Consider the following 12,103-nt stretch of genomic DNA (forward strand, 5'->3'; position numbering starts at 1 on the left):
GGCAGGCGCCCCGCGACGCCGCGCCACGCCCGCGTGACGCTGGGCGGCGTCAGCCACACTCGCCGGCCGTGGCTAGTCGCGGTCGCGTCGCGCCGTGGCGTAGCCGAGCGCCTCGCCAATTGTGTTGTGGTGGAATTGGAAACCGGCCCGTTCCAGCGCGGACGGGATGGCGCGCTGGCCGATCAGCACGCCCTCGTCGGCGAACTCACCGAGCGCGGCGCGCACGGCGAACCCGGGCATCATCAACGGCGTCGGCCGGTTGACCGCCCGCCCGAATGCGGTGGTGAATTCGGCATTGGTGACCGGCGCGGGCCCGGTCAGGTTGACCGGCCCGGACAGCGCGGTGTTGGTGATCGCGAACAGCAACGCGCGCACCTCGTCCTCCAGGGTGATCCAGGACATGTATTGACGGCCACTGCCCAGCCTGGCCCCGAGGCCCGTTCGGAACAACGGCCGCAGGCGCCCCAGCGCGCCGCCCGCGGGGGAGAACACCAGCCCGGTGCGGGCGAGCACCACCCGGGCGCCACCGTATTGCGCCGGCAGCGTGGCGGCCTCCCAGTCTTCGCACAGCTGGGCCAGGAATCCCTTTCCCGCCCGGTCGTTTTCGTCGACCACGCGGTCTTTGGTGTTCCCGTAGTAGCCCACCGCGCTGGCGTTGACCAGGGTGCCCACCCCGGCCTCGGCGACGGCGTGCGCCAAGACTTCGGTGGGAGCGATGCGGCTGTCCCGCAGGCCCTGCTTGAAGGCGCCCGACCAGCGACGCTGGCCGATGTTGACACCGCACAGGTTAACGACGGCGTCGACGTCGCTGATCGCGTCGACGTCGATCTCGCCGCTCTCGGGATTCCAGTGCAATTCGTCGGAACTCGACGGCGCCCGGCGCACGATGCGCAACACCCGGTGGTCGGCCGCACGCAGCGCCGCGGTCAAAGCGGATCCAATCAGTCCGGACGAACCCGCTATGGCGATGACGAGCTTGGCCACCGTATGCCCGCTCCCCTAAAGACCCAAGTCGGCCTCGAACGCTCCCTCTTCGAGCCGGTTCTTGATCGTGGTGAGGAAGCGTCCGGCATCAGCGCCGTCGATGAGCCGATGGTCATAGGTGAGCGGGAGATAGCAGATGGAGCGCACGCCGATGGACTCGTTGCCGAATTCGTCGACGATCACCCTGGGCCGCTTCACGATGGCACCGGTGCCCAGCATGGCGGCCTGCGGCGGGACCAGGATGGGGGTGTCGAACAACGCGCCCTGGCTGCCGATGTTGGTGATGGTGAAGGTTCCGCCGGACAGTTCATCCGGTTTGAGGTCACCGGAGCGGGCGCGCGCGGCGATGTCGGCGATGGCCCGGGCCAGTCCGGCCAGCGAGAGGTCGCCGGCGTTGTGGATGACGGGGGAGAGCAGGCCCTGATCGGTGTCGACGGCGAAGCCGAGATGCTCGGCGTCGTAGTAGGTGATCTCCTTGGTCTGCTCGTTGTAGCTCGCGTTGATGTTGGGGTGGATCTTCAACGCGTCGATCACCGCCCTGGCGATGAACGGCAGGAACGTCAGGTTCACGCCCTCGCGTTCGGCGAACGCCGACTTCGCCCTGGCCCGCAACCCGACGATCCTGGTCATGTCGACCTCGTGCGTCTGGGTGAGCTGGGCCGTGGCCTGCAGGGATTCCCGAGTTTTGTTCGCCGTGAGCTGGCGGATCCGGCTGGCCTTCTGCGTGGTGCCGCGCAGGTGCGCCAGCGCCGGCGCCGGGGTGGGCGCGGCCGCCGGAGCCGGCTTGCCGTCCCCGGCCGGCGCGGCAGCGGGCGGCGCCTGCGGCGCGGGCGCCTTCTGGGCCTGTTGCTTCTTTTCCGCCGCGGCGAGCACGTCTTGCTTGCGGATGCGGCCGCCGACGCCGGTGCCGCTGATTTCGGCGAGATCGATGTTGTGCTCGGTGGCAAGTTTGCGCACCAGCGGGGTCACGTACGGTGCGCCGTTCGGGCTCGAGCCGCTCGGCTCGGACGCCGGTTGTGCCTGCGCCGGTTGGGCTTTCGGTGCGGGCTCGGGCTGCGAAACCGGCTGCGGTTCGGGCTTCGCCTCGGCCTTGGGCCGCTCGGGTGCCGGCTCGGGCTTGGGTTCCGGTTTGGGGGCGGGCGGCGGCGTGGGCGCGGAAGCGGCTTCCGAGCCGCTGCCGATGCGCGCCAGCTCGCCGCCGACCGGGACGGTGGCGTCCTCTTCGGCGGTGATGCTGATCAGGACGCCGGCCACCGGGGACGGGATCTCGGTGTCCACCTTGTCGGTCGACACCTCCACCAGCGCGTCGTCCACCTGGACCGAGTCGCCGACCTTCTTCAGCCAGCGGGTCACCGTGCCCTCGGCCACCGACTCGCCGAGCTCGGGCATCAACACCGGGGTGGCGTCGCCGCCGCCGGAGCTCTGCGCAGCGGGCTGGGGCTCGGGCTCCGGCTGGGCCGGCGCTGCGGGTTCGGGCTCGGGTTGGGCCGGCGGGGCGGATTCCGCCTGCGGCTCCGGATGGCTGGGCGCCTGCGGGGCCGCCTCGGAACCGCCGCCCTCCGAACCACCCTCCGCCGAGTCGCCGATCACGGCCAGCTCGCCGCCCACCTCGACGGTGTCGTCCTCCTGGGCGACGATCTTGGTCAGCACACCCGCGGCGGGCGACGGGATTTCGGTGTCGACCTTGTCGGTGGACACCTCGACGAGGGGCTCGTCGAGCTCGACCGTGTCGCCTTCCTGCTTGAGCCAGCGGGTTACCGTCCCTTCGGTGACGCTCTCACCGAGTGCCGGCATCTGGACGGAGAAGGCCATCGTTTTTGACTCCTCGATCGCTCGTGGGTCGGGGTGGGTCGAACATGTCGCTAGCCGTTCGAAGTAACTATCCAAAACTATCCTGTCACTGCGTCCGCATCGGCACACATCCAGGGCGGACCGCGCGCGGTTGCCAGGAAGCCCCGAACGCCCTTGCTACGGTGTGGCCACTGCAGTTGAAGCGGGGAGGTCGGAGATGCCGGCAACACAACAGCTAGTCCAGCATTTCGTTGACAGCGCCGACGGCGCGCGAATCGCGGTCTACGAGGAAGGCAACCCCGACGGGCCCACCGTCGTGTTGGTGCACGGCTTCCCCGACTCCCACGTGTTGTGGGACGGTGTCGTGCCGCTGCTGGCCGACCGGTTCCGCATCCTGCGGTACGACAACCGTGGTGTCGGTGAGTCCTCGGCGCCCAAGCCGGTGTCGGCGTACCGCATGGACCGGTTCGCCGGTGACTTCGCCGCGGTGACCGCCGAGCTCAGCCCCGGCCGGCCCGTGCACGTGCTCGCCCACGACTGGGGCTCGGTCGGCGTGTGGCACTACCTGAAGCGGCCGGGCGCCGCTGACCGGGTCGCCACGTTCACGTCGGTGTCCGGCCCCAGCCAGGACCAACTGGTCGACTACATCTTCAGCGGCCTGCGGCGGCCCTGGCGCCCGCGCACCTTCGCCCGGGCGGTCAGCCAGGCGCTGCGGCTGACCTACATGATCTTCTTCTCGATCCCGGTGCTCGCGCCGCTGGCGTTGCGGCTGACGCTGTCGATCCCGGCGCTTCGGCGCAATGCGGTGGACAACATCCCCGTCGAGCAGATTCACCACTCGCCGCACCTGGCCCGCGACGCCGCCCGTTCGGTGAAGACCTATCCCGCCAACTACTTTCGCTCGTTCTCCGGCCGCGGGCAGGGCGTCCACGTCGTCGACGTGCCCGTGCAGCTGATCGTCAACACCAAGGACAAGTACGTGCGGCCGTACGGGTACGACCACACCCCGCGCTTCGTACCGCGGCTGTGGCGGCGCGACATCAAGGCCGGCCACTTCTCGCCGATGTCCCACCCGCAGGTGATGGCCGCGGCGGTGCACGAGTTCGCCGACCTGGCCGAGGGCAAACCACCCAGCCGCGCGCTACTGCGCGCGCAGGTCGGCCGCCCCCGCGGATCCTTCGGCGACACCCTGGTGTCGGTCACCGGCGCCGGCAGCGGAATCGGTCGCGAGACGGCGTTCGCGTTCGCACGGGAGGGCGCCGAGCTGGTCATCAGCGACATCGACGAGGCGGCCGTCAAGGCCACGGCCGACGAGATCGCCACCCGCGGCGGCGTCGCGCACCCCTACGTGCTGGACGTGTCCGACGCCGCGGCCGTGGAGGCGTTCGCCGAGCGGGTCAGCGCCGAGCACGGGGTGCCCGACATCGTGGTCAACAACGCCGGCATCGGCCAGGCCGGGGGGTTTCTGGACACCCCGGCCGACCAGTTCGACCGGGTGCTCGACGTCAACCTGGGCGGCGTGGTCAACGGCTGCCGGTCCTTCGCGCGCCGGCTGGTCGAGCGGGGCACCGGCGGGTACATCGTCAACGTGTCATCGATGGCGGCCTACGCGCCGTTGCAGTCGCTGAACGCGTACTGCACCTCGAAGGCGGCGACCTACATGTTCTCCGATTGCCTGCGCGCCGAACTCGACGCCGCGGGAGTGGGGCTGACCACTATCTGCCCGGGCGTCATCGACACCAACATCATCAACACCACCCGGTTCGACGCGCCCGCCGGAAAGGTCGAACAGGTCGACGGCCGCCGCGGCCAGCTCGGCAAGATGTTCGCGCTGCGGCACTACGGCCCCGACAAGGTCGCCAACGCGATCCTGTCGTCGGTCAAGAAGAAGAAGCCGATTCGCCCCGTGGCCCCCGAAGCCTATGCGCTGTACGGACTCTCGCGCGTCGCGCCGCAGGGCCTGCGCAACTTCGCGCGGATGCGGGTGATCTGACCCGCGGTTCAGGTGCCCGCCCGCGCCGCGCCCTGACGGCCCGTGAGCAACACCCCGCCGATCGCGAGCAGCCCGATGACGGCCAGCGGAATGGACCACATGCGCCGACTGCCCACCGACGACTGGCACTGCGCCACATAGTCGGTGTGGGGCACGACCTGATTCAGGATCGGGATGTTCGCCACGCTGTTGTTGTTCGCGCTTCTGGCCGCGGACAGGTCCGTCGCGACGGCGTTGCCGCACCCAATCGAATGGCCGTTGCCGTCGGAAATCGACACCGGCGCCAACAGCCCGATCACACCGGCCAGCAAAAGAACCGCGCCCACACCGAGGATCAACCGTCGAATCGTCACGATCTCGCCTTTCGCCGTCCGGATTTGGACCGCTAGGAGATTAACCACTGTCGGGGCCCGGTAAACCCGAATTTGATCCGGTACGACGCCCGCCACGTGGGTATTCCGCCGCGGTACCGAAAGGGGAATTGGTTGTGGTGCTGAGTGCGACGCGGGACGTGGCCGCGCCTTGCGAGCGGGTGTGGGAAGTGCTGGCCCAAGGGTGGACCTACACCCAGTGGGTGGTGGGCAACAGCCGCATGCGGGCGGTCGATCCGAACTGGCCGGAGCCCGGCTCATCGATCAGGCACTCGATCGGGATCTGGCCGCTGGTGATCAACGACGCGACCATCGTCGAAGAGGCCGAACCGCCGCACAAGCTGGTGCTGTGCGCCCGCCTTGGGCCGCTCGGCGCCGCGCGGATAACGATGCTGCTGCACGAGACCCCGACGGGCTGCCGGGTGGAGATGATCGAAGTGCCCGTCGAGGGCCCGATGGGGGCCGTGCCCAATTCGCTTGCGCTGGCCGCGGCTTACCCGCGCAACAAAGAATGCCTGTGGCGACTGGGGGCCCTGGCGGAGCGCAAGGAGCCGAGCCAGGTGAAGTGATCGTGCGGGACACCGCGGACGCCGTCGTCATCGGGGCCGGACACCACGGCCTGGTCGCCGCCTCGATGCTGGCCGACGCCGGATGGGACGTGCTGGTGCTCGAAGCCCAGCCGGAACCGGGTGGCGCGGTCCGCAGCGCGGAGCTGACGCCCGGCTACATCACCGACCTGTTCAGCTCCTACTACCCGATGACGGTCGCCTCACCGGCGATGGCGGCGCTGCGGCTCGAAGACCACGGGCTGCGGTGGTCGCACGCGCCGGCGGTGGTCGGGCATCCGCGCAGCGCGGCCGATGACGATCCGCCCATCGTGTATCGCGACCCTGCCCGCACCGCAACGGAATTCGCGCGGCGGGAACCCGCCGACGGCGATAACTGGTGGCGGCTGGTGGACTTGTGGCAGCGGATCAAGGCCCCGCTGCTCGACGCCATGCTGGCGCCCTTCCCGCCCGTGCGCCCGCTGATGCGACTGCTGACCAAACTCGGTACGGCCGAGGCGATTCGGGTGGCGCGACTGTTGGTGCAGCCGGCCAACACGATGGCGAGCGAGCTGTTCGCCGGCGAGGCGCCCCGAGTTCTGTTGTTGGGCAACGCGATGCACGCCGACGTCCCGCCGGACGCGCCGATCAGCGGCGCCATGGGATTCCTGATGACGATGCTGGCCCAGGACGGCGGCTGGCCCGTGCCGGTCGGGGGTTCCGGTCAGCTGACGGCCGCGCTGGTCAACCGTGCCCGCTCGGCGGGCGCGCGAATCGAATGCAACCAGAACGTTTCCCGCATCCAGGTGCGGGGCGGACGCGCGGTCGGCGTGACGACGGCCGAGGGGCGCACCGTCGCGGCCCGGCGGGCGATCGTCGCCGACGTGACGGCACCGCGCCTGTTCGGTGACATGCTGCCCGCCGATGCGTTGCCGCCCAAACTGTTACGCGACCTCGAGCACTTCACGTGGGATCCGCCGGTGGTGAAGGTCAACTACGCGCTGGGCGGGGCCGTTCCCTGGCGGGCCAAAGACCTGCACGGTGTCGGCACCGTTCACCTGGGGGCCGACGGCGACGGGCTGGTTCGCTGGATGGCCGACCTGAACACCCGGGTGGTGCCCGAGCATCCGTTCATGTTGTTCGGCCAGACCACCACCGCGGATCCGAGCAGGTCTCCGGCGGGTACCGAAAGTGTTTGGGCCTATACGCATTTGCCGCGCAACGTCGCCGACGACGCGTCGGCCGACCGGCTCGCCGAGCGGATGGACCGGGTCATCGAGGAACACGCGCCGGGCTTCGGTTCGGCGGTCATCGACAGGTTCGTGCAGCGGCCGTCGGACCTGGAGGCCAGCGACGCGAACCTGCACATGGGGGCGCTCAACGGCGGCACCGCGCAATTGCAGCAGATGCTGATCTTCCGCCCGGCACCCGGCATGGGCCGGGCCGAAACTCCGGTGCAGGGGCTGTATCTGGGTAGCGCTTCGGCGACCCCGGGCGGCTCGGTGCACGGAGCCTGCGGGCGCAACGCGGCCAACGCCGCGCTGGCCGCCGACGGCGCGACCGGCTGGCCCCGCCGCACGGTGCAGCGGGCCGTCTTCTCGTTGGTGGCGGGTAAGCGCTAGCCGTTCACTAGCCTTTTTCGCAGATGTCCTCGAGCACCGCGAACATGGTCCGCGTCGGCACACCGGTGCCGCCCTTGGGGGTGTACCCCCACGGGCTGCCGGTGTTGTACGCCGGGCCGGCCACGTCGATGTGCGCCCAGCTCACGCCGTCGGCGACGAATTCGCGCAGGAACACCCCGGCGACCAGCATGCCGGCGAAGCGCTGGCCGCTGATGTTGGACAGGTCGGCCACGGTCGATTTCAGGTCGTCCTTGAGTTCGTCGGGCAGCGGCATCGGCCAACCGTTCTCGCCCACCCGCTGCGAGATCGCGGCGACCCGGTCGCGGAACGCGTCGCTGCCCATCACGCCGGGGATCCGGGCGCCCAACGCCACCGTCTGCGCACCGGTCAACGTGGACGTCTCGATCAGGTAATCGGGGTTGTCCTCGCACGCCCGCACGATGGCGTCGGCCAGGATGAGCCGACCCTCGGCGTCGGTGTTCTGCACCTCGACGGTGATGCCGCCGTACTGGGTCAGCACGTCGCCCGGACGCTGCGCGGTACCCGACGGCATGTTCTCGGCCATCGGCACGGTGGCGATCACGTCGATCGGCAACCGCAACTGCGCGGCCAGCGCCACCGTGGCGATGACCGCGGCCGCGCCGCCCATGTCCGAGGTCATGTAGTGCATCGACGCCGCCGGCTTGATCGAGATGCCGCCGGTGTCGAACGTGATGCCCTTGCCGACCAGCGCCACTCGCTTGGCCTGCTTCGACTTCTTGGCCAGCTTCGCGCCCCGGTGGGTCAGCCGCACCAGCCGCGGCGGCCGCGACGAGCCCTGCCCGACGCCGATCACGCCGCCGTAGCCGGCCTTCTGTAGCGCCTTGTCGTCGAGCACCTCCACCTCGAGTCCGACGGATTCACCCAAAGCCTTTGCGCGCTTGGCGAATTCGGCCGGGAAGAGGTGACTTGGCGGCGTGTTGACGAAGTCACGGGCGGTGGCCACCGCCGTCGCCACGGCCGCGCCGTGCGCGCCGCCCGCTTTGGCGTCCGTCGATGCGGACAGCACGGTGATCTTGCGCAGCCCTTTGTCTTTCGGCGCGGTCTTGCCGCTGCGGAATTCGGTGAACCGGTAGCTGCCCAGGATGAGCCCCTCGACGGCCGCCGAGCAGACGTCGGCGTCAAAGTCGCCGGGCAGCGTGAGGAGCGCCGCCTCGGCGGTGCCCAGCGACCGCGCCGCCACACCCGCGGCGCGCCGGACGGTGTCGGCCGGCCACTCCGGACGCGGTTTACCCAGGCCGATCGTCAGCACGCTCGACACCGGCAGCGACGGCACCACCAGGCGGTGGACCTGCTCGCTGCCGCCGGTGGCGTCCAGCGCCCGCAGGCCGGATTCGATCTCGGCGACCGCGTCGGCCGGCAGCAGCGACTCGCCCGCCGCGACCGCCGCCCCGGGCCTGTCCTCGTCGCCGGTCGAGACGACCGGCACGATCAATACCGAAGAACCCGCCCCGCGTTTCGGCAGCGACGTGGCGACGTTGACGGATGGGCCTGGATAGCTCAATTCGGTGCTCACGGGCATTTACCCTAAACGCCGGAGCCCGCGCCGAGGTCGGCGGCGCCCGCGCCCTGCAGCTCGAAGGCGACGACGGGGGCGTCAAAACCCTTGAGGTCAAAGGGACCGCGGGCCGTCGCCGGCCAATCCGGCAGTTGCTCGTGCAGGGCCGAATCGGCCAGGATCTGGCCCGGGGCGGCGGCCCCGACCAGGCGCGCCGCCAGGTTGACCGGGCTGCCGAAGTAGTCCCCGTTGATCGCCAGGACGCTGCCGTAGGCGAGGCCGGCGCGGACCTGCAGGCCCTCCTCGCGTGCCCGCGGGTGCTCGACGAGGTCGACCGCCGCCCTGGCCAGGCGTTCGGGCGACGCGCTCACCCACATCACCTCGTCGCCGATGAACTTCACCACCCGGCCGCCGTCGCGGTGGACCACATCCGCGACGGTCCCGGCGAACTCGTTGAGCAGATCCGAAAGCTGGGCGGGGGTCAGCGCGCGGGTGAGCACGGTGAAGCCGGACAGATCCGCAAAACCGATGCCGCACACCACGCTTGCCGAGGTGTCGCGAAGGACGCCCTCGAAGTGGGTTCGGGCGCCGGTCAGATGGTGGCGGTGAACGACGTCGATCAGCGCCGAAATCCGGGGGACGAACTCCGCGACCGCGCGGTACGCCTGCGCCGTGGCGAGCTCGTCGTTGGTGTAGGTCATCTGGATGTCCGGAGTCCCGGCCCGGATCGCGGTCGACTCGGCCTCCGCGAGCCGGGCCATCGCCGCGCCGAGCACCCGCAGCAACCCGAACGCGCCGTCCTCGCCCACCACCGTCTTCAAGGCCACCCAGGTCGCCAGCGCGTCGACGTCGGCCTGGCTCAGCACGGGAACGTCGGGGCCGGCGACCGTCAAACCGAGCAGACCCCACGCGTGGGTGACTTCCTCGGGTGACAAGCCGAGCTGCTCGGCGGCGGTCGCCATCGTGTGGATCGGGCGCCCCGACCATTGCAGGACGTCGCCGGCAAGCCCGAACAGCCGCCCGCGCTGCTCGGCTTCCACCATTTCGTCGACGCTGAAGCCGAGTTCGTCGAGGTACTTGATCAGGTCTGACCGTTCGCGCGCACGAGCGATTCCGGCAGCCTCCAGCGCTTCGAAATCCGGGGAATCGACCACCCACCCAAGTGTGCCAGCAGCCGCGATTAGGGTGAACCGTCGTGACCGATGACCTGCAGCATGGCCCGCTCGAAGACCGCCACCGCGACCTGGGGGCCAGTTTCGCCGAGTTCAGCGGCTGGCTCATGCCCGTGTCGTACGCGGGCACCGTCAGCGAACACAACGCCACCCGCAACGCCGTCGGCCTATTCGACGTCAGCCACCTGGGCAAGGCGTTGATCCGCGGGCCGGGCGCCGCCGAATTCGTCAACTCGACGCTCACCAACGACCTGAGCCGAATCGGGCCCGGCAAGGCGCAATACACGTTGTGCTGCAACGAATCCGGCGGCGTCATCGACGATTTGATCGCCTACTACGTCGACGACGACGAGATCTTTCTGGTGCCCAACGCGGCCAACACCGCCGCGGTGGTCGAGGCGCTGCGGGCGGCTGCCCCGGCGGGTCTGACGATCACCAACGAGCATCGCTCCTACGCGGTGCTCGCGGTGCAGGGCCCGCGCTCGACGGATGTGCTCGGCGAGCTGGGCCTGCCGACCGGCATGGATTACATGGGCTATGCCGACGCCTCCTACGCGGGGGTCCCGGTGCGGGTCTGCCGGACCGGATACACCGGGGAGCACGGCTACGAACTGCTGCCGCCGTGGGAATCCGCGGGTGTGGTGTTCGACGCGCTCGCCGCGGCGGTCGGCGCCGCCGGCGGCGAACCCGCCGGGCTGGGCGCCCGCGACACGCTGCGCACCGAGATGGGCTACCCGCTGCACGGGCACGAACTGGCGCTGGATATTTCGCCGCTGCAGGCCCGATGCGGCTGGGCGATCGGCTGGAAGAAGGGCGCGTTCTTCGGCCGCGACGCGCTGCTGGCGGAGAAGGAGGCCGGACCGCCGCGGCTGCTGCGCGGCCTGCGGATGGTCGGGCGCGGTGTGCTGCGGCCCGGTCTGACGGTGCTCGCCGGCGAGACGCCGGTGGGGGTGACCACGTCGGGAACCTTCTCCCCGACGCTGCAACTCGGCATCGGGCTGGCGCTGATCGACACCGGCGCCGGCATCGAGGACGGCCAGCGGGTCACCGTCGACATCCGCGGGCGCGCCGCAGAGTGCGAAGTCGTGCGGCCGCCCTTCGTCGACGCGAAAACTCGTTAGTGCGGCCGGTTCAGGTGAAAAGCCCGGTCGCAGGCGGATATACAATCAGCCCCATGACCAGCGGCTCCCTCGAGTTCACGGTTTCACGTTCGGCCCACCCCGCGACCGACGCCGAACGTGGATCCATCCTGGCCGCACCCGGTTTCGGCAAATACTTCACCGACCACATGGTCTCGATCGACTACGACGAGGAGCGGGGCTGGCACAACGCGCGCGTCATCCCGTACGGCCCGATCGAACTGGACCCCTCGGCGATCGTGCTGCACTACGCGCAGGAGATCTTCGAAGGGCTCAAGGCATACCGCTGGGCCGACGACTCGATCGTGTCGTTTCGCGCCGAGGCCAACGCCGCGCGGATGCGGTCGTCGGCGCGGCGCCTCGCGATGCCCGAACTGCCTGACGAACTGTTCATGGGCTCGCTGTGCCAGCTCATCGCCGTCGACAAGGCCTGGGTGCCCGCGGCCGGCGGGGAAGACGCGTTGTATCTGCGCCCGTTCATCATCGCCACCGAGCCAGGGTTGGGCGTGCGGCCGTCCAAGCGGTACCGGTATCTGCTGATCGCCTCACCGGCCGGCGCGTACTTCAAGGGCGGCATCAACCCCGTCACCGTTTGGGTGTCGACGGACTACGTGCGGGCCAGCCCGGGCGGCACCGGCGCGGCCAAGTTCGGCGGCAACTACGCCGCCTCCCTGCTTGCCCAGGCCGAGGCCGCCGCACACCAGTGCGACCAGGTGGTGTGGCTGGACGCCGTCGAACGCCGCTTCGTCGAGGAGATGGGCGGCATGAACATCTTCTTCGTGTTCGGCAGCGGCGGGTCCGCGCGGTTGGTCACCCCGGAGCTGTCCGGTTCGCTGTTGCCCGGGATCACCCGGGATTCGTTGCTGCAGTTGGCGATTGACGCCGGGTTCTCCGTCGAGGAACGCAAGATCGACATCGACGAATGGCAGAAGAAGGCCGCCGCCGGCGA

10 protein-coding genes are annotated in these 12,103 nt (G+C 69.9%); 5 read left to right on the forward strand and 5 right to left on the reverse strand.

The annotated features are described in order from the left end of the window. Positions 1-72: 72 nt before the first annotated feature. Together A5711_RS14180 and sucB are read right to left on the reverse strand one after the other, a co-directional pair. Positions 73-984 (reverse strand): TIGR01777 family oxidoreductase, encoded by a 912-nt coding sequence (locus A5711_RS14180; RefSeq protein WP_067947472.1) that lies wholly within the window; start codon positions 982-984, stop codon positions 73-75. A 15-nt stretch (positions 985-999) separates the two neighbouring features. Then, positions 1,000-2,796 (reverse strand): 2-oxoglutarate dehydrogenase, E2 component, dihydrolipoamide succinyltransferase, encoded by a 1,797-nt coding sequence (gene sucB / locus A5711_RS14185; RefSeq protein ID WP_067947474.1) that lies wholly within the window; start codon positions 2,794-2,796, stop codon positions 1,000-1,002. A 196-nt stretch (positions 2,797-2,992) separates the two neighbouring features. Here sucB and A5711_RS14190 point away from each other — a divergent pair, with 196 nt between their 5' ends. Continuing rightward, positions 2,993-4,768: an SDR family oxidoreductase gene (locus tag A5711_RS14190; RefSeq protein ID WP_067947476.1), complete on the forward strand. Its 1,776-nt coding sequence runs from the start codon at positions 2,993-2,995 to the stop codon at positions 4,766-4,768. 8 nt (positions 4,769-4,776) lie between these two features. Here A5711_RS14190 and A5711_RS14195 read toward each other — a convergent pair whose 3' ends face one another. Continuing rightward, a complete protein-coding gene (locus tag A5711_RS14195) occupies positions 4,777-5,121 on the reverse strand; it encodes an aminopeptidase (RefSeq protein ID WP_067947503.1) in 345 nt (114 codons plus the stop codon). 137 nt (positions 5,122-5,258) lie between these two features. On the opposite strand from A5711_RS14195, the gene A5711_RS14200 reads away from it, so the two are divergent. Together A5711_RS14200 and A5711_RS14205 are read left to right on the forward strand one after the other, a co-directional pair. After that, positions 5,259-5,708 (forward strand): SRPBCC domain-containing protein, encoded by a 450-nt coding sequence (locus A5711_RS14200; protein ID WP_067947504.1) that lies wholly within the window; start codon positions 5,259-5,261, stop codon positions 5,706-5,708. Continuing rightward, positions 5,705-7,306: an NAD(P)/FAD-dependent oxidoreductase gene (locus A5711_RS14205; RefSeq protein WP_067947478.1), complete on the forward strand. Its 1,602-nt coding sequence runs from the start codon at positions 5,705-5,707 to the stop codon at positions 7,304-7,306. Before A5711_RS14200 ends, A5711_RS14205 begins: the two co-directional genes overlap by 4 nt. A gap of 7 nt (positions 7,307-7,313) precedes the next feature. Here A5711_RS14205 and A5711_RS14210 read toward each other — a convergent pair whose 3' ends face one another. Both A5711_RS14210 and A5711_RS14215 read right to left on the reverse strand, forming a co-directional pair. Next, positions 7,314-8,861, reverse strand: a complete 1,548-nt coding sequence (locus tag A5711_RS14210) for a leucyl aminopeptidase (RefSeq protein WP_197520798.1) — start codon at positions 8,859-8,861, stop codon at positions 7,314-7,316. A gap of 11 nt (positions 8,862-8,872) precedes the next feature. Beyond that, positions 8,873-9,997, reverse strand: coding sequence for an adenylate/guanylate cyclase domain-containing protein (locus A5711_RS14215; RefSeq protein WP_067947483.1), 1,125 nt, complete (start codon positions 9,995-9,997; stop codon positions 8,873-8,875). A 41-nt stretch (positions 9,998-10,038) separates the two neighbouring features. Here A5711_RS14215 and gcvT point away from each other — a divergent pair, with 41 nt between their 5' ends. Next, positions 10,039-11,136: a glycine cleavage system aminomethyltransferase GcvT gene (gcvT, locus tag A5711_RS14220; protein ID WP_067947485.1), complete on the forward strand. Its 1,098-nt coding sequence runs from the start codon at positions 10,039-10,041 to the stop codon at positions 11,134-11,136. 53 nt (positions 11,137-11,189) lie between these two features. Further along, positions 11,190-12,103 (forward strand): branched-chain amino acid aminotransferase (locus A5711_RS14225; RefSeq protein WP_067947505.1); only part of this gene is annotated, 914 nt, incomplete at its 3' end.

The sequence above is a fragment of the Mycobacterium sp. E2238 genome, from assembly GCF_001672665.1.
Lineage (GTDB): Bacteria > Actinomycetota > Actinomycetes > Mycobacteriales > Mycobacteriaceae > Mycobacterium.

Excerpts from the sequence above, each read along its gene's own strand:
- A5711_RS14190 (WP_067947476.1), top strand. The coding sequence starts at position 2,993 with ATGCCGGCAACACAACAGCTAGTCCAGCATTTCGTTGACAGCGCCGAC.
- sucB (WP_067947474.1), bottom strand. The coding sequence starts at position 2,796 with ATGGCCTTCTCCGTCCAGATGCCGGCACTCGGTGAGAGCGTCACCGAA.